Source organism: Halostagnicola alkaliphila (assembly GCF_055379965.1).
On record NZ_AP043826.1, the window covers coordinates 1,330,505 to 1,355,650 of the forward strand.

The 25,146-nt window shown below is 62.0% G+C and carries 26 protein-coding genes; 10 read left to right on the top strand and 16 right to left on the bottom strand.

Annotated elements, in window-relative coordinates; genetic code table 11:
• Nucleotides 1-63 precede the first annotated feature (63 nt).
• Together ACZ5C7_RS11725 and lonB are read right to left on the bottom strand one after the other, a co-directional pair.
• Nucleotides 64-1,122: a lysostaphin resistance A-like protein gene (locus ACZ5C7_RS11725; RefSeq protein ID WP_464376489.1), complete on the bottom strand. Its 1,059-nt coding sequence runs from the start codon at nt 1,120-1,122 to the stop codon at nt 64-66.
• Nucleotides 1,123-3,363 carry an ATP-dependent protease LonB gene (lonB, locus tag ACZ5C7_RS11730; RefSeq protein WP_464376490.1) on the bottom strand — a complete coding sequence of 747 codons (2,241 nt, stop codon included), beginning with the start codon at nt 3,361-3,363 and terminating at the stop codon, nt 1,123-1,125. It abuts the gene before it with no gap.
• Nucleotides 3,364-3,760: 397 nt separating this feature from the next.
• Here lonB and ACZ5C7_RS11735 point away from each other — a divergent pair, with 397 nt between their 5' ends.
• Together ACZ5C7_RS11735 and ACZ5C7_RS11740 are read left to right on the top strand one after the other, a co-directional pair.
• Entirely contained in the window at nt 3,761-4,279 is a 519-nt protein-coding gene (locus ACZ5C7_RS11735) for a nicotinamide-nucleotide adenylyltransferase (protein ID WP_464376491.1), read from the top strand.
• Between the two features lie 9 nt (nt 4,280-4,288).
• Nucleotides 4,289-5,128, top strand: a complete 840-nt coding sequence (locus ACZ5C7_RS11740; protein WP_464376492.1) for an SAM hydrolase/SAM-dependent halogenase family protein — start codon at nt 4,289-4,291, stop codon at nt 5,126-5,128.
• Between the two features lie 74 nt (nt 5,129-5,202).
• On the opposite strand, the gene ACZ5C7_RS11745 is transcribed toward ACZ5C7_RS11740, so the two are convergent.
• Both ACZ5C7_RS11745 and thsA read right to left on the bottom strand, forming a co-directional pair.
• The gene (locus ACZ5C7_RS11745; protein WP_464376493.1) at nt 5,203-5,592 is read right to left on the bottom strand and encodes a HalOD1 output domain-containing protein; all 390 of its coding nucleotides are present in this window, start codon (nt 5,590-5,592) and stop codon (nt 5,203-5,205) included.
• Nucleotides 5,593-5,702: 110 nt separating this feature from the next.
• On the bottom strand, nt 5,703-7,247 hold the full coding sequence (gene thsA, locus ACZ5C7_RS11750) for a thermosome subunit alpha (protein WP_464378439.1): 1,545 nt from the start codon (nt 7,245-7,247) through the stop codon (nt 5,703-5,705).
• Nucleotides 7,248-7,436: 189 nt separating this feature from the next.
• Here thsA and ACZ5C7_RS11755 point away from each other — a divergent pair, with 189 nt between their 5' ends.
• Nucleotides 7,437-8,258, top strand: coding sequence for an amidohydrolase family protein (locus tag ACZ5C7_RS11755; RefSeq protein ID WP_464376494.1), 822 nt, complete (start codon nt 7,437-7,439; stop codon nt 8,256-8,258).
• Nucleotides 8,259-8,282: 24 nt separating this feature from the next.
• On the opposite strand, the gene ACZ5C7_RS11760 is transcribed toward ACZ5C7_RS11755, so the two are convergent.
• The 3 genes from ACZ5C7_RS11760 to ACZ5C7_RS11770 form a co-directional block, all read right to left on the bottom strand.
• A complete protein-coding gene (locus tag ACZ5C7_RS11760; RefSeq protein ID WP_464376495.1) occupies nt 8,283-9,191 on the bottom strand; it encodes a glycosyltransferase family 2 protein in 909 nt (302 codons plus the stop codon).
• 82 nt (nt 9,192-9,273) lie between these two features.
• Nucleotides 9,274-9,981 carry a class I SAM-dependent methyltransferase gene (locus tag ACZ5C7_RS11765; RefSeq protein ID WP_464376496.1) on the bottom strand — a complete coding sequence of 236 codons (708 nt, stop codon included), beginning with the start codon at nt 9,979-9,981 and terminating at the stop codon, nt 9,274-9,276.
• A gap of 380 nt (nt 9,982-10,361) precedes the next feature.
• Nucleotides 10,362-10,763 (bottom strand): PPOX class F420-dependent oxidoreductase, encoded by a 402-nt coding sequence (locus ACZ5C7_RS11770; RefSeq protein WP_464376497.1) that lies wholly within the window; start codon nt 10,761-10,763, stop codon nt 10,362-10,364.
• A gap of 136 nt (nt 10,764-10,899) precedes the next feature.
• Here ACZ5C7_RS11770 and ACZ5C7_RS11775 point away from each other — a divergent pair, with 136 nt between their 5' ends.
• A complete protein-coding gene (locus ACZ5C7_RS11775; RefSeq protein WP_283834563.1) occupies nt 10,900-11,181 on the top strand; it encodes a MarR family transcriptional regulator in 282 nt (93 codons plus the stop codon).
• Between the two features lie 276 nt (nt 11,182-11,457).
• Here the strand turns inward: ACZ5C7_RS11775 and ACZ5C7_RS11780 are convergent, their stop codons facing one another.
• Together ACZ5C7_RS11780 and ACZ5C7_RS11785 are read right to left on the bottom strand one after the other, a co-directional pair.
• A complete protein-coding gene (locus ACZ5C7_RS11780; RefSeq protein WP_464376498.1) occupies nt 11,458-11,697 on the bottom strand; it encodes a PfkB family carbohydrate kinase in 240 nt (79 codons plus the stop codon).
• Nucleotides 11,694-12,506, bottom strand: coding sequence for a hypothetical protein (locus ACZ5C7_RS11785; RefSeq protein WP_464376499.1), 813 nt, complete (start codon nt 12,504-12,506; stop codon nt 11,694-11,696). The genes ACZ5C7_RS11780 and ACZ5C7_RS11785 overlap by 4 nt, the downstream gene beginning before the upstream one ends.
• 153 nt (nt 12,507-12,659) lie before the next feature.
• Here ACZ5C7_RS11785 and ACZ5C7_RS11790 point away from each other — a divergent pair, with 153 nt between their 5' ends.
• From ACZ5C7_RS11790 to ACZ5C7_RS11805, 4 genes are all read left to right on the top strand, one after another.
• Nucleotides 12,660-13,811 (top strand): PAS domain-containing sensor histidine kinase, encoded by a 1,152-nt coding sequence (locus tag ACZ5C7_RS11790; RefSeq protein WP_464376500.1) that lies wholly within the window; start codon nt 12,660-12,662, stop codon nt 13,809-13,811.
• Nucleotides 13,812-13,941: 130 nt separating this feature from the next.
• On the top strand, nt 13,942-14,745 hold the full coding sequence (locus ACZ5C7_RS11795; protein ID WP_464376501.1) for an MBL fold metallo-hydrolase: 804 nt from the start codon (nt 13,942-13,944) through the stop codon (nt 14,743-14,745).
• Nucleotides 14,746-14,826: 81 nt separating this feature from the next.
• Nucleotides 14,827-15,588, top strand: coding sequence for a YkgJ family cysteine cluster protein (locus tag ACZ5C7_RS11800; protein ID WP_464376502.1), 762 nt, complete (start codon nt 14,827-14,829; stop codon nt 15,586-15,588).
• Nucleotides 15,589-15,799: 211 nt separating this feature from the next.
• Complete coding sequence (locus ACZ5C7_RS11805; RefSeq protein WP_464376503.1) at nt 15,800-16,567, top strand: geranylgeranylglyceryl/heptaprenylglyceryl phosphate synthase; 768 nt, start codon at nt 15,800-15,802, stop codon at nt 16,565-16,567.
• Nucleotides 16,568-16,712: 145 nt separating this feature from the next.
• On the opposite strand, the gene ACZ5C7_RS11810 is transcribed toward ACZ5C7_RS11805, so the two are convergent.
• Complete coding sequence (locus ACZ5C7_RS11810; protein ID WP_464378440.1) at nt 16,713-17,117, bottom strand: TRAM domain-containing protein; 405 nt, start codon at nt 17,115-17,117, stop codon at nt 16,713-16,715.
• A gap of 241 nt (nt 17,118-17,358) precedes the next feature.
• Nucleotides 17,359-19,083 carry a radical SAM protein gene (locus ACZ5C7_RS11815; protein WP_464376504.1) on the bottom strand — a complete coding sequence of 575 codons (1,725 nt, stop codon included), beginning with the start codon at nt 19,081-19,083 and terminating at the stop codon, nt 17,359-17,361.
• A 205-nt stretch (nt 19,084-19,288) separates the two neighbouring features.
• On the opposite strand from ACZ5C7_RS11815, the gene ACZ5C7_RS11820 reads away from it, so the two are divergent.
• Both ACZ5C7_RS11820 and ACZ5C7_RS11825 read left to right on the top strand, forming a co-directional pair.
• Entirely contained in the window at nt 19,289-19,447 is a 159-nt protein-coding gene (locus ACZ5C7_RS11820) for a DUF7559 family protein (RefSeq protein WP_464376505.1), read from the top strand.
• Nucleotides 19,448-19,670: 223 nt separating this feature from the next.
• Entirely contained in the window at nt 19,671-20,180 is a 510-nt protein-coding gene (locus ACZ5C7_RS11825; protein WP_464376506.1) for an Hsp20 family protein, read from the top strand.
• Nucleotides 20,181-20,365: 185 nt separating this feature from the next.
• On the opposite strand, the gene ACZ5C7_RS11830 is transcribed toward ACZ5C7_RS11825, so the two are convergent.
• The 5 genes from ACZ5C7_RS11830 to ACZ5C7_RS11850 all read right to left on the bottom strand — a co-directional run bounded on the left by ACZ5C7_RS11830 (nt 20,366) and on the right by ACZ5C7_RS11850 (nt 25,075).
• Complete coding sequence (locus tag ACZ5C7_RS11830) at nt 20,366-21,571, bottom strand: NAD(P)/FAD-dependent oxidoreductase (RefSeq protein ID WP_464376507.1); 1,206 nt, start codon at nt 21,569-21,571, stop codon at nt 20,366-20,368.
• 244 nt (nt 21,572-21,815) lie between these two features.
• Nucleotides 21,816-22,595 carry a DUF7388 family protein gene (locus ACZ5C7_RS11835; RefSeq protein WP_464378441.1) on the bottom strand — a complete coding sequence of 260 codons (780 nt, stop codon included), beginning with the start codon at nt 22,593-22,595 and terminating at the stop codon, nt 21,816-21,818.
• Nucleotides 22,596-22,738: 143 nt separating this feature from the next.
• On the bottom strand, nt 22,739-23,326 hold the full coding sequence (locus ACZ5C7_RS11840; RefSeq protein ID WP_464376508.1) for an NUDIX hydrolase: 588 nt from the start codon (nt 23,324-23,326) through the stop codon (nt 22,739-22,741).
• A gap of 4 nt (nt 23,327-23,330) precedes the next feature.
• Entirely contained in the window at nt 23,331-23,834 is a 504-nt protein-coding gene (locus ACZ5C7_RS11845; protein ID WP_464376509.1) for a DUF7109 family protein, read from the bottom strand.
• A 116-nt stretch (nt 23,835-23,950) separates the two neighbouring features.
• Nucleotides 23,951-25,075 (bottom strand): glycosyltransferase family protein, encoded by a 1,125-nt coding sequence (locus ACZ5C7_RS11850; RefSeq protein WP_464376510.1) that lies wholly within the window; start codon nt 25,073-25,075, stop codon nt 23,951-23,953.
• Between the last annotated feature and the right edge of the window lie 71 nt (nt 25,076-25,146).

Consider the following 25,146-nt stretch of genomic DNA (forward strand, 5'->3'; position numbering starts at 1 on the left):
AGGAGTCGGTTTCCCTTAGCTTTCGAGGGTTGACCGCTCGAACGGGATCGCGAGCGGGGGCTCTCAACCACCGCCGCCTTCAGTCTCGAGGACCGCCGCCCAGTCGAATCCCAGCCCTTCGTGGACGACGAACTCGAAGGCGTTGATCAGGTAGTGTGCAATGACGACGACTAGGAAGCTCCCGGTGATGACGAACGCCGCCGCTAACACGAATCCGAGCGCACCGGTCACGATCACGCCGACCGATCCCTGCATGCCGTGGCCGACGCCGAACGCGATCGAGGAGACGACTGCGAGGAACCACGGCGATATCTCGAAGCCAGCCTCGAAGACGCCGATCAGCGCCGCTCGAAAGAGTAGCTCCTCGAAGACGGCGATGATCGGTAGGACGAACACGAGGAGGACGACCCACTCTCGAATAGAATCCGGTCCGAGTAACTCGCGAAGCTCCTCGTCGTGATCCAAGCCGATCCAGGTCGAAATCGCGGCGCCGATCTCGTTTGCGACGTACAGCGCGATTCCGAGTCCCGTTCCGATCACGAGTCCCGCGACGAGATACGACTGTGAAAACTCGAGGCCGAGCGCTTCGGCGGGAATCCCGGTATAGATCGCAGCCACGATCAAGATAACTGCAAACACGCCCTGTGAAAGCGCGACGTTTGCCAGTAACATTCCCGTGGACATCTCCGACGGATCGGGGGCGTCCGGCTCCGCTCGAGGTGGATTGGATTCAACTGAGTCGGACCAATCCCTGTCGGCATCAGCCGAATTGGACATAGCTGCGTCGGTATCAGTCGAGTCCGTGACAGGCGTGTTGACCTGACTGTGTCCGCTCGGCGAAGAACCGGACTCGGATTCGGGCGCGTTCGCGGTCGAACCCGGCTTCGCCGTCGAAGAATCCGGCTCCGTGGACGGTGAGTCGCCCCCGTTCTCGTCCTCGACAGCGGACGAGTCCGGTGTCGAGACGTGTTCCTCGCCGTTTACGGATCGCTCGGACTCCGACCGGTCGATCGAGTCCGAATCTCCTGACTCCGAAAACGCAGACTGCGTGAGGTGAGAAAGAATCAGCAACAAGACAAGGACGACGATCGTAATGGCCGCGAACGCCGTCCAGTTGGGCATCTATTGTGGGCTCGGGTTCGAGCCGCCGGTCTGGGAGACCTGCTGATCGAACGCCGATTCGGTGATCTGCTTGAGTCGGTTCAACAGCGTGTCCTTTTCGGGCTGGCCGATCAGCGCGACTTCGAGGACCTCGCTGATGTTCGAACACGGGATGATCTCGATCATCTCTTCGTATTCGTCCTCGATCATTACGTCCTGTTCGTTCGTTTTGGGAATAATGACCTTGTCACAGCCGGCTTTCGCCGCGGCTTCGATCTTGTGAGTCACGCCACCGACCGGGAGGACGTCGCCCCGGACCGAGAGCGAACCGGTCATCGCGACCGTCTGGTCGACCGGGATGTCCTCCAGGGCGGAGATGACGGCGGTCGCCACCGTAATCGAGGCGGAGTCGCCGTCGACGCCCTGTTGGCCTGCCTGAACGAACTGGATGTGAACGTCCTTCTCCGAGAGGTTCACGTCGGAGAACTTCTTGATGATTGCCGAGACGTTTTGAACCGACTCCTCGGCCATCTCTTTTAACTGCCCGGTCGCAATGACCTGTCCTGGGCCCTGTGCGGGGGCGATTTCGGCCATCACCGGAAGCATGATACCCGAGTCTTCGCCCATCACGGCGAGCCCGTTGACCCGACCTTCGACGCCGTCGTCGGTGACCTGCAACTCGTAGTCCTTGCGCCGTTCGATGTAGTCGTCGGCGAGCTGTTGTTCGATCGAGCGCGAGCGGTCCTTGGCCTGCAAGACATCGTCACGGTTGGTAAACTCACGATCGTCCGCGCGGGCGATGTCTCCCGCGACGCGAACCAATCCACCGAGTTCCCGCATGAGCAAGGAGAGATGTTCCTTGCGTCCTGCGCGGCGTTTTGCCTCGAGGATAACCTCCTCTGCGGCTTCGCGGTTGAAGTGTGGAAGCCGACCGTCGCGGTCGATTTCCTGGGCGATGAACCGGACGTACTTTCGGCGCATCTCCGGGGTTTCCTCGATGGTGTCGTCCATGTACACCTCGTATCCGTACCCCTTGATACGGGAACGGAGTGCCGGGTGCATGTTCTCCATCGCGTCCATGTTACCCGCAGCGACCATGACGAAGTCACAGGGGACGGGCTCGGTCTGGACCATTGCACCCGAGGATCGCTCGGACTGGCCCGTGATCGCGAACTCGCCCTCCTGAATCGCCGTCATCAGCTTCTGCTGGGTGCGAACGTCGAGCGTGTTGATCTCGTCGACGAACAGCACGCCCTTGTTGGACTTGTGGATCCCGCCGGGTTCCACGCGGTCGTGGCTCGGGGTTTCCATTCCGCCGGACTGGAACGGGTCGTGACGAACGTCGCCCAGCAGCGCACCGGCGTGAGCACCCGTCGCGTCCTCGAACGGCGCCGTTCGCTGGTCGCTGTGGTCGACGATCATGTTCGGCACCATCGCGTCTGTGCCGCGAGAGGTGTAGCGGAAGAAGAACCAGATGACGACGGCGGCGATCACGCCCAGCAAGAGGCTGGTCTGGCTGATGATCGTGTAACCGATGATGATCGCGATGATGATCCACATCAGGATCGAGCGCATCTGGTTACGCTTTCGGGCTTCCTCTTTGTGGGCGTCGATGATCTGTTCTCCCTTCCCAGCGGGAACCGTCCGGACTTTCGGCTCGTTGCCGTCGTCGGGGTTATGATAGACGAGAACGTCTTGAAGGTCCTCTTGGGGCAGTAGCTGGCTCATCGCTTTCGCCAGCATCGACTTCCCGGTCCCGGGAGAGCCGATCATCATCACGTGGCGGCGCTGTTTGGCCGCTTTGATGATGATGTCTCGCGCTTCGTCCTGCCCGATCACCTGGTCGACGAGTCTGTCGGGGACCTCGATATCGGCGGTCGAGTCGATCTGGAGGCCGCCGAGGAGGTCGTCATCCTCCATCTCCTCGTCGATTTCGACGCCGGGATCGACGTCGACCGTACTGCCGAGATCCTCGACGGTTTCGATGTCGTCGTCCTCGTCCGCCGTCTGTTCGTCGGAACCGTCTTCGTCATCGTCGAGGCTCGGTTCGTTCGTTTCACTCGCTCGATCACGGTGGTCGTCTTGATTGTCGTTATCAGCGTTGATTCCCTCGCCCGCGGAATCGATGTCGTCGCGAGATTCGTCCCCGTCGACATCGTCGCCGCCCTCCTCGAGCGACTCCTCCGCTCCCTGTTGCTCCTCGGTTGGCGGGTGCAAGGAGGGGTCTTCGGGAGGGTCGTCAACATTCGTGTCGTTACTCATAGAATGCTATTCAGTACCTGTTTCGAAGGGATTGCGACTGATATACTTTCTCCATACGGTAGCTGTCGCAGTCCCCCCAAAGACGACTTCTACCCGTCGTTTTCGCGACATTGAGCTGGCAACGAACGGTCCCATCGGCTGTCGCAATTTCGTTGGCTGCCCCAGCTCCGACGGCTGTCGCAGTCCCGCTGGCGATCGGATCTCATCGGTTAGTCGCAACTATCGGGCACTCTTCTCCGAACTGTACCGAGAGATAACGGTCAGGAAATAGCCGTTTCGGTCGTTGCCGGCTGGTTCGTATCGACCCGTCGGCCAGAACAAAAATCTCTCGACATCTTTGCGACGAGAACCGCTCAAACTCGCCACGCTTAAGCAAGGTGGCCTGTCACTATTGGTCATGACCCGGGGGTTCTATATCGGGCGGTTTCAGCCGTTTCACAATGGTCACTACAACATGGTCGAACGGATCGCCGAAGACGTCGACGAACTCGTTCTCGGAATCGGGAGCGCCGGCGACTCGCATTCGGTTCGAAACCCGTTCACTGCAGGCGAACGCATCATGATGATCACGAAATCCCTCGTGGAATTCGATCTCGTAACCTACGCGGTCCCGATCGAGGACCTCGATCGAAACTCCGTCTGGGTGAGCCACGTCCAGAGTATGAGCCCGGATTTCGATATCGCATATTCGAACAATCCGCTCGTCATCCAACTCTTTCGCGAGGCTGGTGTCGATGTCCGCCAGTCACCGATGTTCAATCGAGAGGTTCTCGAAGGAACCGAAGTCCGCGAGCGGATGATCGATGACGAAGACTGGGAACGGCTGGTTCCCGACCCCGTCGTCGACGTCGTCGACGAAGCGAACGGGATCGAACGGCTCCAGATGGTAAACGACTCGGATTCGAACGGCCACTGACTCTCGAGCATGATAACGCTCGCTTCCGATTTCGGATCGCCGTATCCAGCGGCGATGAAAGGCGTCATCTGCCAACGAACCGATGCCCGACTGGTCGATATCGCACACGACTTCCCCCGCGGAGATATCCGCACGACCGCGTTCTGGCTTCGAGAAATCCTTCCGTACTATCCGCCAGCGACGCACCTCGTGGTGGTCGATCCGGGCGTCGGAACCGACCGCGGTGCGGTCGTCCTCCGCGCCGGCGAGCACGCACTCGTCGGCCCGGACAACGGCGTCTTGCTTCCGGCCGCTCGAGTGCTCGCCAACGCCACCGAGGAGCCGCTCGAGGCGTTCGAAATCGACGAGTCGGCAACCGAAAGCGACCTGCTCGAGATTTCGCACGCGCCGGAATCGACGGGCGAGCACCCTCAAAGCGGCCGGAGTGCGACGTTTCACGGACGAGATGTCTTCGCCCCTGCCGCCGCCGCCGTCCACGAGACGTCGCCGGATCGGCTCGAGTCCATCGAAGGGCTTGATCCGGTCGAATCGGTCGATTCGCTCGTCGACTACGAACTACCGGTAGCGACGCTCGAGTCCGAACCCGAGCGAGCGCGCGGCGAAGTGCTCGTCGTCGACGACTTCGGGAACGTCATCACCAACGTTCCCGGGGAGTTCGTGGCGGACCGAGAGTCGATCGAGGCCAACGGTCAGCGCGTTCCAGTCGGAACCACCTTTGCCTCCGTGCCTTCCGGCGAGCAACTCGCGACCGTCGGCAGCCATGGCTACGTCGAACTCGACGTCAACGACGGCCGTGGCGACGAGGCGTACGGACTGGAGAGCGGAGACGAAGTGCTGCTCGAGCCCTGACTCACGGCACACGACGCTTGCTCTCCGTACCGACGGCCGTGTCTCGATTTCGAACCGCTTCGGAAGAAACTCGTTCAAGCGGCTTCTTCGACGGCCATTTCGACGCCGTCTTCGGCCGTATTGTGCGGGTCGATGATGATTTCGCCGTCCGACTGTACCGTGACGTCGCAGTGAGAAAACGAGAACGAGATCGATCCGTCTCCGATACGAGGTTCGTCGCCGCGCCAGTGGACGAAAATCGCGTTCAACGCGTCGGGATCGATGCACTCGCCCAGCGCGTCTAAGTCTTCGGGCTCGACGCCGAACACGGACGAGACCGTAACGAGCAACGCCGTGCTCACCGGCTCCGACTCCGCGTCGTCACACCAGGTGTGATAGGTTCCGCGAGTGTCGTCGTAGTAAACCACTTGGCCAGTCGCCTCACCGACCTTTCGTAACCGATCCGGCGGCGAATTCCCCGACATGATCGGGATCATTTCGAGTGTGAATACTTAACAATGCTGGCCGCCTCGAAAATGAAACCGCGCTACCTGCCGGATACGGTGCGTTCGAGGGTTGTGCGTTGAACCCCTTCTTATTCTGCCGAGATGACGTCGTCGATACGAGCGATCATGGTCGCCGCTTCGGTCGCGCTCTCGACGGCTTCGCGCTTGACGTCGGCCGGGTCGACGACACCGTGCTCGAGCGGGTCGCCGATCGTGACGTCCTCGTTGTCGGTGATCAAGCCCGCGCGTCCATCGGATTCATGGACGGCACGGAGATCGACGAGCGAGTCGATCGGATCCTGACCGGTGTTTGCGGCAAGCGTTCGTGGAATGATGTCGATCGCGTCCGCGAACGACGTGACTGCGAGCTGTTTGCGGCCTTCGATACCGGCCGCTTCCGAGCGGACCTTGTCGGCGATCGCGATCTCGGTGGCTCCCGCGCCGGGGACGACTTCGCCGGACTCGAGTGCCGTCGAGACGACGTCGAGGGCATCGCCGATGGTGCGCTCGAGTTCGTTGACGACGTGCTTGGTGCCGCCGCGGACGAAGACGGTAACGGATTCGGCGGCCGCGCCGCCCTCGATGAACGCGAGGTCGTCGTCGCCGTAGGTTTTCGTTTGGATCTGCTCGGCGTGGCCGAAGTCGGCTTCCTCGAGGTCCTCGAGAGAGCCGACGCGGCTGGCACCCGTCGCGGATGCGACGTCTCGGGCGTCGGAGCTTCCGAGGTTCTCGAAGACGAGAACGCCTTCGTTCGCGAGGTTGGCGGCGACGCGGTCGTCGACGCCGTCGGTCGTGAACACGACGTCGACGCCGCTGTCGGCGATCGTCTCGGCGTAGCCGTCGAGTTCGCTCTCTTCGGCGTCGATCGCCGCGTTGAGTTGATCGATCGAATCGATCGCGTACTCGGCGTCGACCTCGCCGGTCTGGAGTTCGAGTTCGACGTCGAGGAGCGCAATTGACGCGTCTTCGACATTGTTCGGCATCTCGTCGTGGACGGGTTCTTCGTCGATAACGATGCCGGAGACGAGCTCCGTCGCGTTCGAGGAGGCACCGACCTGCGTGTGGACGGAGACGTTATCGCGGGCAACGCCGTCGTCTGTTTCGACGTGTCGGATGGTCTCGACGACGGTTTCGGCTAGTTCTTCGGTCGTCAGGCCGCCGGTTCCTTTGCCGGTCATGCTGGACTCGGCGACCTGTCTGAGGATGTCGTCGTCGACATCGAGTTCGCTGACCTGCTCGTCGATCGCCTCGAGTGCGATCCGAGCGGCTTCGTGGTACCCTTCGACGATAGTCGTCGCGTGAACGTCCTGTTCGATGAGGTCCTCTGCTTCACCGAGTAGGTTTCCGGCGAGCACCGACGCGGTCGTCGTCCCGTCGCCGACTTCGTCCTCTTGGGACTCGGCGACTTCGACGATCATCTGTGCGGCCGGGTGCTCGATATCCATCTCGTTTAAGATGGTCGCGCCGTCGTTGGTGATGACGACGTCGCCGCTCGAGCCGACGAGCATCTTGTCCATGCCGCGGGGGCCGAGCGTCGTCCGTACTGACTCGGCGACGGCTTTGCCGGCCATAATGTTCGACGACTGGGCATCGCGGCCCTGCGTTCGCTGACTATCCTCGCTCAAAACAAACATCGGCTGTCCGCCCATGCGTCGCTGTTGTGCCATAGTTGAATCCTCACTACCTATGTCATCAGCACTTCTATATAAACATTTCCCTCCAACCTCGATTCCCTCTGGCGATTGGTCGTGTGAGGAATAGACACACGGTGAACGACGTCTTCCGATAGGGAAATATGGGATGACCGACAACAAGCGGCTGGGATGCTGGAGCTGGAACACGGGTTTCGGGTCGTCGACGTTTACACGCGACTGACCCCCGGGACCGAAACGAGTGGGGGAATTCCGGACCTTTCGCCCGATCGACTCGAGCGAGAGATGCACCAGGCCGGAATCACGAGAGCGGTCGTCTTCCCACGCGCGACGCCTGAGACGAGTTATGTCGCGGCGAACAACGGCGTCGCACGCCGGAGCGTCGACAGACCGTTCGTCGCGTTCGCACGCATCAACGGATCGGAACGGGGCGGATCGACGCCCACGAACCGGCTTCGAAACGCCGTTTCGGGGCGGAAGGAGTTTCATACGACCCCCGAAGACATCGAACAGTACGGCTACGACGATCGGTTCCACGGCTTCGTCCTCGATCCACGAGTGGACGGGTACCCCGACGAGACCGTTCTCGACGTTCTCGAGGACGTCGGACACCCGGTCATTATCTGCGGCGGAAAAGACGCCCCTCCGGCCCGACTCGCCGAGACGTTCCTCGAACGATCGATTCCCGTAATCGTCTCTCATTTCGGCGGCCACCCGCTCAACCGCGACCTAATGAACGAGATGATCGATCTCTTGGATACGTACGACGACTGTTATCTCGAGACGAGTTTCGTCAGGTATCGAGACGTCCTCGAGCGCGCACTACTCGAACACCCGGATCGAGTGTTGTTCGGGAGCGGTGCACCGGACTGTCACCCCGACGTGGCAGTAATGGAAATACTCACGCTCGACGTTTCGGAGGATAAACTCTGGCGAGCCTTCTCGAAAAACGCGTGTCGCGTGATCGAATCGCTCGCACCGGATCACGACTGACCGGTCGATTTTCGAGCGTGTCGTTCACTCCGACCGCTCGCGTCGATCGTACACCTGTACTGCGCGGTCGTGTCTTACGGAGAGTCCGTTCGGGTTTCGACGCATCGACCGGTCGTCGTATCGCGCCCGAACACCGTCGGCGAACCCGCACGTGAGATTTTTCGTCACCGAGAGCCCGTCGTCGAACCAGCCCGTCGGTGTCGACTCGCCGGATATAATGGTCCGAATAGCCGAGACACCGTCCCGAATCGCACTGCCGCCGATGCGTCCCACGACCGTCGGACGCGGCCCGTAGTTCTTCGTCAGTCGGTAGGCCAGCGAGCGGTACATCGCTCCCCAGTCGGGTTTGGGCTGACCACCGTCCGTTTCGACATCGTAGCGGGCGGCCATCTCCCCGTTCCAGGTCACGTCGAATCCGAGCGCGCTCACTCGGTGAGCGCAGTCTCGAGAGCCGTCAACGGACAGGTACTCGTCGAAGCCATCCAGCGCATCGAGCACCGTCGAATCGAACGCAACGTTGTCACAGTCGAACGGCGTCACGGTCTGGCCGACTATCGTCCGCGGATGTCTCGGTTCGGACTCGTCGATCCCCGATACCGGCCCGGTGACGATATCCGCACTCGCTCCGATCGCGTTCCCGATCGCGTCGTACCATCCCCGCTCGATAACGTACCCGCCGTCGAGAAACGCGATCACATCGTTCGAGGCGGTCTCGAGGCCCGCGTTTCGAGAGACGTTGGTATTCCGTTCCGAGATTTCGACGAGGACGTCGACGTCGTCCCGTTCGCGGACGACGCCGGTCGTTCCGTCCGAGGAAGGGCCGTTGACGACGATGATTTCGGTCATCGACGGCGTTCGCTCGTCGAGCGCGTCGAGACTGGAGAGCAGTTGCTCTCGGTCGTTGAGCGTCGAGACGACTACCGAGAGCTCCATACGAATATGTAGACTCTCTCGACAGTAAAAATAGAATGGGGTTCTTCTCTCGGCAACCAGTCAGGGAGAAATCAGGTAGCGCTCATCTGACGCGGGTGTTCCAGTAGGAAACCGAAGAGAGATGATCGGTGACCGGAAGCCCGCCGATCGTTTTGTCGAGGCTCCGAATTGGGGACGCGAGCGCGTTCGGAATCGACCGATAGAACCCGTACGGGACGATGAAGTCGTCTTCGACGTCCTCGAGCTTCAGTTCGGTTTTGGCCAGCAAGATGCTCACCTCACTTTTCGAGTACAGCCGCGACCCCATCGGGAGCGCCCAGTTGTAGATACTCCGCGAGGAAAACCGGTTGAACGTATCGAAGACGATCTGGTCGCGCGACACCCGACGCATCTCGCGCAGGAATCCCTCTGGATCGTCCGCGAGGTGGAAAAATCGCATCGCGATGACCGTATCGAAGTGGTCGTCCGGGAACGGCAGTCGCCCTGCGTCGCCTCGGAGAAACTCGAGGTTCTCCGAGACGTCCGCTTGCTTTGCTTTCTGTCGTCCACGTTGCAACATCGCAGCCGAAATATCGAGTCCCACGACGTTCGCACCTTGTGCTGCGAGCATCACGGTGAATCGCCCGGTACCACAGGCGATCTCGAGTACGTCTTTGTCCTCGAGGGGGGTAATCGCCTCGAGTACGGCTCCTTTCTCACGCTGGTCGATCAGTTCGCCACCCTGAGAGAACCGTTTATCGTCGTACTCCTCGGCGACATCGTCGGCTTGGTACCACTCCTGTCCTTTCACACTGGGAGAAACTACAGGCGTCGGAGGATAAAACGATACTGGATACCGCTGAGGGCCGATCTGAAGACTAATTCTACCCGCTCGATGACGCACGGCCGCGAAAACGCCGCTGTTAGCTCGTATCAGTCACACCGGAAGAAAGCCAGGCTGTCGTCGTAGTGGTCACCGAACCGCCAGGAACGGTCCAGCGTTGAACCGAAATCACCGATCGGCCACTCGAGGAGTCGACGCTCGATCCGACTCGGGCGCCGGATAGCTGTTTTCTACTCGAGAAACAGCTTCTCCGATCGACTGGAATGCCGGCTTCTCCGACCGACTTGAAAACCGTTTCTCCGCCTTTTCGAAAATTGGGTACGATTCGTTCGGCCACCGTGTCACAGCTATTGGCCCGTAATCACGCGATCGGGTCGGATTCGAACGATCACGCGCTCGCTTTCTTCATCGTCGTGGTACGGGTACTCGTCGCGATCCATGTACCGCTGTGCGAGGCTATCGATGTGATCGACGGCTCCCTCGGTCGTCAGTTCCTCGACTTCTCCGCGGATCGAGACGTATCGATACGGATCCTCCGGATCCGTAATCGAGAGCCCGACCTTCGGATTCTCCGAGACGTTCTCAGCCTTCTGTCGGCTCCGAACGGTGTTGACGAGAATGTAGCCGTCGTCGTCGGCGTCGATCCAGACGGGGGTGACCTGGGGCGTTCCGTCGGGCATGATCGTCGAGAAGTGCGCGATACTCTCTCGCTCGAGCAAATCGTCGTACTCGGCTGGAACGGATTCCATACTATACCCGACGATTGCCAACGGGAAGAGCGGTTCGCAAAACGAATATATATGCTACTTATACACCTATTACAAACTGGATTATTCGTATTCCCATATAGGGAAGCTTTACCATCGTCCATTCGCTGGGGATGGTATGAGCATGAGTACGGCTGACGAACAGGCTGCCGCCGCCGAAGACTCACTGACCGAAACCGAATACCGCGATCGTCTCCGTGACCTACCGCCGAGCGCGAAGCTCGTCGCGAAAGTCCTCGAGACCGACTCGCCACTTTCCCAAGGCCAACTCGCCGAGGAATCGCTCCTTCCCGACCGAACCGTTCGCTACGCCTTGAACCGCCTCGAGGACGTCGAACTCGTCGAATCCCGATACAGTTTCCGCGACGCGCGCAAACAAGTTTACTACCTCAACCACTGATACTTACTACCTCAACCACTGATACTTACTACCTCAACCACTGATACTTACTACCTCAACCACTGATACTTACTACCTCAACCACTGATACGGATTACTGTACCGATTTACCGACACAACCGCAGGACTGGACGCGGTTGCGCCGGAAATGACTGACAGTAAACCGTATGGAGACGATCAGGTCGCGACCCGAGTTCAATCCGATGTCGGACCCGGTAGGGGGAGACGCGCCGGGGAACGTGTCGTTCCCAGCGCCGGTTGAATACCGTCGTTCGACTAGTTTTCGTTCGGAGCAGTGTGCTCGAGATAGCCAATCAGGTCGCGTCGATCACCAGTCGCCCCGTTCTCGACGTAGTACGATGCACAGCAGTTCCCCAGCGCGAGTGCCACAGCCGGCTCCCACCCGCGAGCGTAGCCGGTCGCGAGCGCGCCGCTGAATCGATCTCCGGCTCCGGTTCGGCGTCGGGGCGCCTCCACGTCGAGAGTGGGAACCACGATTTCGTCGGTCGCCGTCACGATCGCCGCGATATCCGGGCGTGAACGACCGCTCCCGTAATCCCCGCGACTTCCCGAACTGCCGCGAGGCGGTCGATATCTGAGGCCTCATCGAGATCGTTCACACCGATGGCGTCCGCCGTGTACTCGAGTTCGGCCCGGTTGACGCTGTAGAGGACGTCGGTCGTCGTTTCGAGGTCGCCCAACGTCTCGAGCAGTTCTCGGACCGCCGCCCGCGACCGAACGGTGACCGGCCCAGGGTCGAGCACGAACGCGCCGCTGTCGATACCGATACCGTCCGCCGCGTCGGCCAGCCCCGCCAGCACGTCCGTCGTCCCATCGAGCAAGGCCCAGTTCCCCCAGCAGATCGCGTCGACCGAGAGCAGGGCCGCAAGCGACGGGACCGCCGCTCGAAGCGTCTCGAGCGACCAGTCGTCGAAATCCGGCGAGCTGTGAGAGAAGATTATATCGTCGTCCTCGAGCGGGAAGACGGTAATTTCGGAGGGCGATCCGATCGTATTCGTCTCGAACGGCAACTCGTCGAACACCGGGTCCTCGAGGTGGCCCACCGCGGTAACGTCGTCGCCGAGTGCGTCGGCTTGCAACGCCATGTGTACCGCCTGTCCGGCGGGTTCGCGCGATTTGCGCTCGACCTGGAACGATCCGGTCTCGCCGTCGGCGATTTTCCGACCGAGCGTCTGTCGATCTTCGATGGGGTCGCCGCCGTGGCTGATCGCGTAGTAGCTGTCGACGCTTCCGTCGGGAACCGTCGTTACGGTCCGTTTCGTCTCGTCGCTCTCGAGGCGATCGACCAGCGCGCCGTATGCCATACTGTACGGATCGAACAGAGAGCCAAAAACCACCTGTTTGCAGCGTTCGTTTCGACGGAGTCTGGCGGATTACTGGCGCCCGAGATCCCGCTGAGCGCATCGCTTCGGTCTGACGGGAACAGCGTTATCTTCATCGAACGACTGAGCCCGTCCATGAACTCCCGAGTGCCGAATGCCCTCGTTACGTCCGCTGTCGACACTCTTCCGATGAATTTTGCAATTCTGGACGGGGAGGGAACGATCTTGCACACGAATCGTGCGTGGCGGGAGTTCGGCAAAGCGAACGATATGGACCTTCGGACGAGCACCGTCGGCCTCAATTATCTCGAAGTAACCGCCCAGTCCGAGTCGGAGACCGCACGGGCGGTCGTCGCTGGCTTATCCGAACTTCTCGAGGGCGACCGAGAGATATTCGAACTCGAGTATCCCTGCCATTCACCCGACACGAAGCGCTGGTTCCTCATGCGGGCGGCATCGTTTACCCACGGTGAGCGGGAATACGTCGCCGTCGCACACTTCGATATCACGGAACGCCACGAATATCAGCGACGACTCGAGGCCTCGAACGAACGACTCGAGCAGTTCGCTCACTCCGTTTCTCACGATCTTCAGGAGCCGTTGCGAATGGTCTCGAGCTACTTGCAGCTACTGGAGCAACGATACGGGGACGAACTCGACGAAGACGCTGAGGAGTTCATCGAGTTCGCCGTCGACGGAGCCGACCGGATGAGTTCGATGATCGAGGGGCTCCTCACGTTCTCGCGAATCGACTCGCAGGGAGACGCCTTCGAACCGGTCAATCTGGTGGAAATCGTAGACGAGGTGCTGGCAAATCTCGAGGTGCGAATCGAAGAAACGGCCGCCGAGATCACCGTCGAATCGCTCCCGACAGTCCGGGGCGATCCCGATCAACTCCGCCTGGTCTTTCAAAACCTGCTGGACAACGCGCTCCAGTATAGCGGCGATGAGTCGCCTCGAATCACGATCTCGAGCGAGCGGGAGGGCGAAGCGTGGATTCTTTCGGTCAGCGACGAAGGGATCGGCATCGATCGCGAGGACGAAGAGCGCGTTTTCGAAATGTTCCAACGGCTTCACAGCCGCGCGGAACACGCCGGAAGCGGGATCGGACTCACGCTCTGTCGGCGTATCGTCGAGCGCCACGGCATTCGAGCGAGCGAAGCGAACTCGAGCTCGGCAGGCTCGCGAAGCGAGTCTGTCGGCGGCGAGATCTGGATCGATTCGGCTCCGGACGACGGAACGACGGTTTCGTTTACGTTACCGGCTGCGGACGGTTCCGAGGGCTGATTTCCGTGTCGGTCGACTGATCCGCGCCAGCCGACTCCTTCCTCGTTTTTCGACTAATCGGCTCGTGGCCGAACGAACTTCCGGTTCGCAGTTCCGATACGCATTTTTCGTCTCGAGCGAATCACCTCCCATGGACGTCACTCGCTGTACCGTTCCCGTCGAGACCGCCGCACCGGGAGGCGAGACGAACGCGTATCTCATCGGGACCGACCCGGCGATTCTCATCGATCCCGCCGGTCGAACTGACGAACTCGACGAACTGGTCGAAGCCCGCGACGTCGAACACATCGTCCTCACCCACGCGCACCCGGACCACGTCGGCGGCGTCGGTGCGTACGCCGACCGAACCGACGCCACGCTCTGGGCCCACCGCGGTCACGTCGATCGATTCCGTTCGGCGACGGGACGGGATCCCGACCGACCGCTGTGGCCGGGATCGGAGATTTCGATCGGCGACGATTCGGGGCGCACCGAGTCGGTTACCGTACTCGACGCGCCCGGTCACGCGAGGGATCACGTCGCGCTCGTCGTCGGCGATGGCGGGCCCGTCGTCTGCGGGGACTGTGCGATACGAGACGGAAGCGTCGTCGTCGGCGCTCCCGAAGGCGAGATGCGCGCGTACATGAGCACGCTCAGACGCCTCTGGGCGATCGACCCGCCCGAACTGTTGCCCGGCCACGGGCCGGTCATCGACCAGCCTCGGGAAACGCTCGAGCGGCTCCTCGAGCATCGAAAACGGCGAGAACAACGGGTTCGGTCGGCCGTCGACGCGGGATCCGAGACGCTTGAGGAACTCCTCGACACCGCCTACGAAAAGGACCTCAGCGGGGTTCGAGCACTGGCTCGAGCGACCGTCCGGGCGCACCTCGAGAAACTCGCGGTCGAAGGGCGGGTCGTCTGGGACGGCGAGCGAGCGCGCCCACCGGAGCCGTAACCGTCCCCCGATCGACGACGGCCTTCCCTCGGCGACCGCCGACAGCGACTCACTTTTCCGCCTCGGCGACCAGGATGAGGTGTGCAGTCTCTCGAAGCGGAACTCGAGCAGGCCCGCGAGCTCTCGGTGAGCGAACTCGCGGACGCGATCGAATCGATCGGGTTCGAGTGTACGCGCTGTGGAGCGTGTTGTACCGCCGAAGACGGCGATGCCGGCGTCTCGGAGAGCACAGCGGGCGCTGACGACGGCGACCAACACACGGCGACGGTGTTTCCCGACGAGGTCAGGACCCTTCGCGACGGCGCGACCGGTGACGAATCACAGGGAGACGAGGCTCGAGCGCTGGCGGCCGACGGAGAGCACGCTGACGAGTGGCGAGACGTTGCCCGGCCGATGCCGTACGGACTCCACGAAGGCGACGACGGTGAACTCGAGGGCGAGACGTTCGAGTGGGCGCTTCAGACGAACGCCTGTGGCGACTGCGTGTTCTACGAGGAAGACGAGACGGGAGTCGGCGGCTGCGTCGCCCACGAGGATCGTCCCCTGATCTGTCGAACCTACCCGTTCAGCGTCGCGCTCGCGGGGACCAGTCAACCGATGGGCGAGGCCGTCGACGAGGAAGGGCTCGTGCGCGCCCACGAGTGCGAAGGCCTTGGAAGAGATATTTCCCGCACCGATGCGGAGGACCTCGCCGATGCCCTGAAGGAGCGAGCCGTGCGGGAACTCGAGGAGGCGATCGCCGTGCGGGATAACTATAGTTCGGTCTCGAACGGCGCGGGGGGCGTCGTCGTTCACGACTCCGAAGGTGCGAAACGGGTGGACGGGACGCCGATCGACGAGTAGTGGAACCGCCCCGTTCCCCGCCTGCCCATCGCTCCGCTCCTCACCTGCCCATCGCTCCGTTCCCTGCCTTCCTATCGCTCCGTTCTTCCCGATTTTCGATCGCGTTTCAACGCTCAGTTCCCGGGAACCGAACTCCGTGGAACGGGAGAAACCGAGCTCGTTGGAACGGGAGATCACCAACGATATTATACCGCTGCTCGAACCTCGAGGCATGGATCTCGACTGGGACGGAATCAGCCATATTACGAAAGTCGATCCGGCGAAAGCCTTGCCGTCCGATCTCGGCGTTCTCGAGGGGACGGATCTCGTGATGGTCGGCGGCTCCGACAACGTCACCGAGACGAACTCGCTCGAGGCTATTCGGGCGATCGCCGAAGCCGTTCCGGCGGTCCCGATCTTTCAGGAGCCCTACGACTCGAGTCAGGTTTCCAAAGAGACGATGGAGCGGGCCGATTACCTCTCGGTTCCGGCCGTCTACAACGGCGACTGGGACCATTTCGTGGGAAAACACGTCGAGCTTTTTACCGAAGTCGGAGAGAAGCCGAACGAAGTCCTCGGTAGTAGCGTGCCACTGGTCGGTGGGTTAGTCGAATCGAAAGGCGTCGATGCGGTTTCCGAACTCGTGACGAACGTCGTTGGTGAAGGATACGTCGTCCAGCACCTCGATTCGGCCGCGGCTGCGGTTTCCGGCGTCGAATCGACGTACACGTCGGAGGAAGTCGCCGGCGCGGCGCTCGCAACCGAGGCGTTTTACGGCTTCCCGATTTTCTACATCGAATATTCAGGGACCTACGGTGGCCCGGAAGACGTCGAAGCCGCTTCGACGTATCTCGAGGAGACGACGTTGCTCTACGGCGGCGGGATCGACAGTACCGAAAGAGCGACTGAAATCCTCGAGGCCGGTGCGGACGCCATCGTTGTCGGAGACTGTTTTCACGAGGATTCGACGACGTACCTCGAGACGATTCCGGACCGGTAACGCAATTCGGTCTGTCGAGGCCGCTTGGCACGTCCGGCCCCGAATCCGTCGAACCCAACTTGTCGAACCGAGAAAGAGAGACGAGACTCCGATTTCTCCCCATCACCGGATAGCGGTCGTCCGCGAGGGATCGACTTTCTCGCGGTCAGAACGTCTCTTCGATGACTTCTCCGACCGCGAAGTTTGACTTGACTTCGCTTACTTCGACCTTGACGCGTTCCCCGACGTCGGCACCGGGAACGATGATAACGTAGCCGCGCTCGACGCGGGCGATCCCGTCGCCCTGCTTTCCGATGTCCTCGATTTCGACGTACCGAGTTTCACCGACATCGACCGGTGGCTGCGGTTCGGACGGCGGACTCGAGCGCTCGGCCGTAACGGACGTCTCTTCGGTCGCCTCGTCCCGCGAAATTAGCGCGACCTTGTAGATATCCCCCGGGTCGACGTCGCCGGTCTCTACTTCCTGGCGTGGTACTTCGATAACGTATCGATCCTCCTCTTTCGAAACATCTGTACTGAACAGACACAGGAGTTTTTCAGATATTTCCACAGTTAGACCCTCACGTTTCTGTCTGAATCGCATGCATAATAGAACTACCGACCGAAGGTTCGCGTCTTCGGGCGTGTGGCTGTCGATTTCGGGTTCTTCCTGAATCGATCGGGTTGCCAAATCGCCAGCCCACGGAGGGATTGGGAGTGAATAGCACCCAACGCGGGACAGCGAACGATTCGATGCGGTGGTGTCGTGGGAGCGAATAACGAGCCACTCGATTGGCTCTCTCGGCAGAAATTCAGTCCGCCCGGTTTGGCAAATTCGCCGTCGCAAACCGCGTCAGGTCCGCGTCTGCACCGGCGTCGGCCTCGGTGACGGTTTCGTAGGGACGATTGACGACGATGTCGCCCGCGCGGCTCGAACCGATCCCCGGAATCGCCTCGAGTTCGTCCATCGACGCGCTGTTGATATCGAGCGGGTAGGGAACGCCGGATACCGACCGGTAGCCGTGGTCGACGACGGCGATGTCGAGCGTTCGACCTAATTCCAGTTCGCCGGGAATCCCGACGAGCAACGGGTAGGTTCCGAGCTGGCGACCGAACGTCGTCCCGTCCTGGTGGTACTCGAGGTGGACATCCGGGAGGACGGTCCCCTTCGGGGCGACGCGCCCGAGCATCGGATTGTCGATCTCCTCGCGAACCTGTTTCTTGTAGCGTTTGAACAGGTCTTTGTGCTCGTTCGCGATCGTCGCGCCGGTATCGGACATCTCGGTTCCGTCGAAGGACATGACCTGCCGGATGTTGATCCGGCGAAGCATGTGCCCCTCGTCGTAGACGCGCCTGAGGAACTCGAGGTTTCGCTCGTAGGTCTCCTCGCGTTCGGCCTTGAGTCCGTGGAGCAGGTTGATCCCGGGCAGTAGCTTCGGCAGGCGGGTCGGCGGACCGCCGCCGACTCGCTCGGTCTCCGAGCGGTCCTCGGGTCGCCAGCCCGCCTCTTCGTTGACAATTTTGACTGCCTCAAAACACTCATCGGCGCTGACGTTTAAGTTGTTCTCCTCCTGAACGAGCGGGTCGGCGGACTCGAGTCCGAACGCAGCCGTATCGCCCGGCGTGTTGTGTTCGGCGATGATCCGAATCCCCTCCCGGCTCTGTTCGGGCCACTCGACGATCGTGATCGGGTTCATGTTGTCGAGGTGGAGCGTCTCGAGGTCGGGCGCGACCTCGCGGATCCCGCTGTAGAGTTGGCGGAGCGCGTCGGGGTTCGGGGCTTCGCCGTCGCCGCCGTAGGCGAGGATGTCGGCCTGGCGACCGATTCGAAAGTGCGTGACGCCGTGGTTCGAGAGCGCGTCGACCTCGCCGACGACGGTCGGGGCCGGCCGGAACGTCGGGTTTCCGTAGAGCGGCTCGGTACAGAACGAACAGCGGTAGGCACAGCCTCTCGAGGTCTCGAGTTCGCAGATCAGGTGTTCTGGGTGATTCGGATGCTGTTCGACGACGAACGCGCCCTCTTGGGCCCACCGGGTGACTTCGTCCACGTCGCGCATTCGGTTGTTGAACCCCTCGAGACCGCTCTCGACGAGGTCGTAGACGGCCGCCTCGACGTCGCCCTTGGCGACGAAATCGAAGTCGAGATCCTGACGTTCGGTCTCGGTCGCGCCGGCGTTTTCGTCGCCGACCCCGAACTTGACGGGACCGCCCATTAGCGTCGTCCCGCTCGCCGTCCAGGCGAGTTTTCGGACTTCGTCCGGTTCCGCGGGGGTCCCGCCGACGTACTTGCCGGGAACGGTCATCCCACCGAGGTAGATCAGCAGATCCGCTTCGTCGACGTCCTGCCACTGATCGGGTTCGTCGCGGAGCCCGTCGATCGTGTGGTACGTGATTCGCTCGCGCGGGACGCCGGCGTCGACCAGCGCGCCCGCGGCATAGCGCGGATACGTCGAAATGTACGGCGGTACCCCGAAGTGTGCGGGCTCGTCGACGTAGCCGTCGACGATCGTGACCGAGAGCGTTTCGGGGTCTGTCATGGCACAGTGGTAGCGTCTCGAGGCCTAAAACGGTGACTACACGACTCGAGTGTGTGACTCTTCGAATAGTTCTCTCTGCTCGCGTTCGAGCTCTCGGTCACCGCTCAGTCTTTCACCCTGCATCCGGCCTCTCTGCCTCCACCCTGGCCACTCGAGTGACTCCGGGACCCAACCGTTCATTATCGTTCTTGCACTACTGTGGCGTATGCCACCGACTGAAGAAATCAAGTGTACCGACGACGATTGTTTCCTCGACCTGTTCGAGAACCACTACACCTACGATGTTCCGGAGGATCACGACGTTTCGGCGCTTTCGTGTCCGGTCTGTACGGGCACCGACTGTCTCGAGGTCGTCGAACTGTAACTGTCGCCAGCGACCGATTTCGCTTTCAATCGTTTCTCCTCGCGAAACCTTGAACACGTAGCCGCTGGCGATTGCAATCTCTAACACCCCGACGGCGGCGCGGTTTCGTCAGACGTTATTTTCCATTCAGCAAAACCAATATCAACGTGCGTCTCCTAAGGTCTCTCGTGGGTATGTACGCCAGCCAGTCCCTGCGTGTGGTCTCCGTTTCAGGTGGTCAGCTGTGGCACTAAAAGATATCGGCGGCTCGGTCAGCAACGTGTTGTATCGACAGATCGGCCGCGTCAATAGTTACACGCAACGAAAGCGTTCGTTACCGGCCGATATTCTCGAGAACGAAACGTCGTATCTCGTCGTCTTCGACGCGCCGGGTGCCGAAGCTGAAGAGCTACAGGTACGGTACCTCGACGGAACCGTCAACGTTCAGGTCGGTCGGTTTCGGCAGTTTCACGACGGATTTCGAATGCGGTTTCCCGGCCGCTCGATGTCGCTCGAGGGCGAGGCTGAACTTCCCGACGATGCGATCGTCGAACCGGACGCGGGGACGGCGAGACTGACGGAAGTCGGCACGCTCAACATCGAAATCCCGAAAGACGGGACCGTTGGAGAAGCGGACGAGTACTCAGAAGACGTCACGGTCAGTGATTCCAACAGCGCGGCCGAAGACGTTCCAGTTGACGACGGTATCGAAGACGGCGAGCCCGAGGCCGACGAGATCGCTATCGACGACTGATACGGATTACTGTACCAATTTACCGGTGGTGAGTCGAACCGTGTGAGACGAGTCTCGGTGGGGGAGCGAAGCGAATCAACCGTTGCAACCACGTCCAGTCCGGCGGTTGCACCGGAAATGACTTACAGTAAACCGTATGAGTGCCCGAAACACCTTCTCAATCGGTTGTCGCTACGAACCAACGTTCATCCATTCTGCGAATCGACGGTCATTCCTTCCACGATTTCGAACGACTCGTCTCCGTCGAACCGGGTCGGATCGAATCGCTCGAGTCCGTCTTCGCCGAGTACCATCGATGCGAGTCGTTCACCGATCGCCGGTGCCCGCATAAAGCCGTGGCCCTGGAACCCGGTCGCGACGAACAGCCCCTCCCGCAGTTCGCCCACGAGCGGGTCGCGATCCGGCGTCGCGGTACAGAGGCCGGCCCAGGATCGGTCGATCTCGAAGTCGATCCCCTCGAGTCTGCCGTCGACCCGTTCGCGGAGGCCCTCGACGAACTCCGGTGAGGCCGTTCGGTCGTACTCGTCGGGATCCGCCTCCGTCGGTTCGGTACCGTTACCCACGAGGATTCCATCCGCGTGAGGCCGTAGATAGAAGCCGTCGGTCGCGTCGTAACACATCGGTTCCTCGAGCTCCGCATCCGCGACGAGCGCTTGCACGCGGTACGGTTTCATCGCGATCGGGACGCCCGCCTCGGCGAGCAGTTGTTTGCTGCGTGCGCCCGCGGTGACGACGACGGCGTCGACTTCGCGCTCGCTCCGAGGCGGTCCCGATCCGTCGCGAGTCACGATTCGAGGCGGGTTCGTCTTTACGCCGACCGGCGTGTTCGCCTCGAGGGTCGCGCCCGCGCCGGTCGCGGCGGCGGCGAGACAGGTCGTGTACTGGGCTGGATCGGTGTACCCCGCCGCGCCCGCGACGGCGGCGACCGCCACGTCGTCGCTCCGAAGGGCGGGAAAGCGCTCGCCGAGTTCGTCGCCGTCCATTTCGAGGGCGACGACGCCGTTGCGTTGCATTCGATCGACCTGTCCGCGGATCGCCTCCGCGCGCTCGTCATCGTCGTCTCGAGCGAGCCAGACGTACGGACACTCGACGAACGGGAAGGTATCGTCGCCGGCGAACGCGCGAAACCGCTCGATCGAGTCGCTCGCGATTCCCGCGTCGAGCGAGTCGGCGAACGCGTCGTAACAGAGGCCCGCCGCTCGACCGCTCGCGCCGCTCGCGGCGTCGCCGCTGTCGTACAGCGTCACGTCCGCACCCTGGCGGGCCAGATCGTACGCCGCCGTCGCGCCGACGGCGCCGGCACCGACCACCGCGATTTCGAGGCCGGCGCCGCCCTCGCGGAACGCGTCGGCACCGACCGCGAGCTCCGCGTCGGGGGGCGACTCGCTCATAGCAGATCACCATCGATCACGGTCGATCACCGGCCGTCACTGTCGATCACCGTTGTTCCTCGAGAACGAGCTCCTCGAGAACGCGGTGCTCGAGGAGTCCGTCGAAAACCGGAGGGGGAGTCGAGTCATACCGACCACTCGGCGTCGGAGGTCCTTATTATCACGGGACGGCCGTCAAAATCGGATCGAGGTCGTCCCTTCGAGGATCGGTTCTTCCGAGAACTGCCGTCCGCTAGAAAATTCCCTATTCGAGGAACGCCTCGAGCCCGGTTGCGGGATAGCCGACGACGGTCGTCGCCCCCGCCTCCCGCAGGGCTTCGGTTTGCTCCCGGACGGTGGCGTCCGGACCGACGAGCGCGTAGTCTTCGGCCGCCTCGAGGAGAATCTCTCGTGACCGGTCCCGTGCGCTCGCGTCCGTCGGTGCCTCTTCCGGAAGCGCCTTCGAAACCGGTCGACGGCGGGCGACGTACGGGCCGACCGCGTCGAGAACCTCGTCCTCGTCGTCGGTAAACACCGTCGGCGCGTAGACCGAAATCTCGCCGTCGAATCCCGCATTTCGCAGGGATCGAAGCTCTCGTTCGGTCCCCCTCGAGAGGAGTTCGAACTGCGTCGCGCCGGTCGCCATCGCGATCCGCTCGACGCCTTCGGTGCCGACCCAGGCGTTCGGATCGGTCTCGAGGGCGGCTCCGAGCCGGGGTGAGACGGCCCGAGTTCGCTCTTCGTCCGTGAGATACGCCGAGTGGCCCGCGACGAGGACACGCCCGACGTCTTCGGGAAGCTTCTCGAGGAGCGTCTCGTCGCCGAGCGGATCGAATCCGTCGGCTCGGACCGGCGTCGTCATAAATACGTTCGACGTCTCGCAGAGAGAATCGAGAGTTTCGGTATCCGGGAGGTGCGACCGCCCTTCGTAGTCGATGACGATCGTCTCGACGGGGATCGATCCGGCACTCGAAACGTCGCACTCGGCTGGTTTGAGCGCGACCGCATCCAATCCGGCGCGGGTTAGGGTGTTCGTGGCAGTCAACATTAGCGATCACTTCGCGCGATGAGGACGGTTCGGCGTTCGACGACTCGATAGCGACGATTCGCCTGCGCGATTATCCCAGGGTGTGGGATGCGCCCGCAAAAGGGTGGCGTTTTCACGCCGGTGGCGGGGGTTGACGGTGTTCAGAACGCTGAATTTTCGACCCGATCGGACGGCTCGAAATCGGTCGCCAACTCGAGGAGTTGGACCAGAATGTTCCCCGTTGCCCCCCAGACGGTGTAGCCGTCGACGTGGAAGTAGTGAACCACGGCCTCGCCGTACGTCGGATGACTTCGGCGCTCGCACTCGTAGTTCTCCGGGTCGAGGAGTCCGGATAGCGGCAGGATGGCGATTTCGGCGACCTCGTGTTCGTCCGCGTCGTATTCGCGGTCCGGAACGCGGACGACGAACGGCGTGACGGCGTACTCCGTGATCGTTCGAATGTCGTCGAGTTGGCCGACGAGTTCGGATTCGTGTTCCTCGAGCCTGATCTCTTCGCGCGCTTCCCTGAGACCGGTCTCGAGAATCGTTTCGTCCTGGGGCTCAGCCCCACCGCCGGGGAAACTCATCTGGCCGGGGTGCTCGCCGAGGTGGTCCGCCCGCTTCGTAAACAGGAGGTGGTCCTCGCCGTCGCGGTCGATGACCGGAGCAAGGACCGCGGCGTCGTACGCTTGATCGTCGATGGGGGCCGGCTCGTAGTCGGCGACGGCTTCGAGGTGGAATCGAGCCATGCGCTCAGTCGAGTCCCTCCTCGAGGCGTCGGCGTTCGTCCGCGAGTTCGATCGGTGCCCACGCTTCGATGTCGTAGCTCACTTCGAGCAAGTACCGGAGTCGCTCGTCGCTCGGTTCTCCGTTCAGGCTCTCGTCGATCGCATCGGAAAACCGGTCTCGAGCGGTCTCTCCCAGCGCGTCCCGGTCGAACCGTCGTCGGTCGATGTCGAGAATGTGGGGAACGTCTTCCGCGTACTCCGGAACCGTGGGAAACGCCGCGGGCCCGGAAACGTAGAGTTGGGCATCGGCGTCGAGTTCTCGGCGCTCGGTCATCGTACTCTCTGCGGTACACTCGAGCAACGTAAACGACTCGAGACCGTCGCCGATCGCCTCCTCGAGTGCCCCTTCGTCGATCGAACGCCCGTCCGCGCGAAACGCGGCCTCCGAGAGCGCCCGCTCGAGTTCGTCGCGGGAGAGGCCGCCGAAGAGATCGACGACGCCAGCGAGTTCGTCAGCCGTCGCGTCCATACCCACGCTAACGGCGGGTCGTCTGATAGGGTTTTCGAGCGAATCCGTTCGGTCGGCCTCGTGCGGTGAACCGTTCTGCGGTCGCGCGCGACGGTCGTCCTCGGCTCCGTCTCCCCTCAGCCCTGGGTTCCCGACTCGAGCCGCCGCGTGATCCACGGCTGGGACGCTTCGAGCACCGCTCCCGGGTCGATCGAGGCGTCGACCCACCGCGGGAGTCGACGATCCGGTCCCGGCGGCTCGATCGCCGTCGCGTAACGCTCCAATTGGTCGCGTTCAGCCGCGGTATCGTAGGAGAGGTCGTTGAACTGCGCGTCGGCCTTGTACTGGGCAATCAACTGCTCTCCATTCTCGAGGTATCGATCGCGAAGCGTCTGGTAGTGGGGATGGACCCCGCGTTCCTCGAAGACGCGCAACAGTTCCGCGGCGACCTCTTGGCTCATCCCCTCGAGTCCGGTTTCGCCGGCGACGGATCGGTGGTCGTGCTCGTGTCGACCGAGATCGACCTGCACGGTCCCCTCGAAGCCGGCGTACTCGAAGGCGTCACCCAGCGTTCCGACCTCGAGCCCCCAGGCGCGCGGTGCGCGAAGTCGACGGATCAGTTCCGACGACGCCGCGAACTCCCCCGCGAGTGCGTATCGAAACGAGCTGAGATACGCAACGATCGGCTCGTCGTGGCGCGCCTCGAGTGTGCGCACGAGCGGTTCGTAAAAGAGCCGGAACAGCCGGCCGTAGAGCCGTCCGTCTTCGACGCGAGCGTAATATCCCTTCGAGAACTCGAACCCGTTCGAAAGCGGCGCTACCAGGCGGGCGACGTGGTCACCCTCGTAGCTCCGGGCGTCCGCGTCGTGGACGACGACGTACTCGTGTCTCTCCGCCGCGAGACCGAGTGCGAGCCAGACGTCGCGTCCTTTCCCGAAGCCGTTGTCGAGCCCGACAGTTGCCAGCAACTCCTCGACCTCGGGCGCGTTACACCAGAGGACCGTCAGCGAGAGGTCGAACGACTCGAGCCAGGTGCGAAACGGCTCGATCCGGTCGGGCGAGGCGCGGACGGGAACGAAGACGCGGGCCGGATCGACGACCTCGAGTTCGGCCAGAACGCGCTCGGCCGCGGGACTCTCGTGTTCCCGATCGGTCATCGGGACGACCACGGCCGTTTCCTCGAGTGCGGCCTCGACGTCCTCGACTCGAGGCGTCGACCCGAACTCGTGGAGCGTGGCAATTCGCTCCTGGACGTATTCCATCGGTGGACACTTCGAGCGGAGAACCAAAACGGCCACGACTCCGGCGAGCCGCGCTGGGTGAGGTCACACGG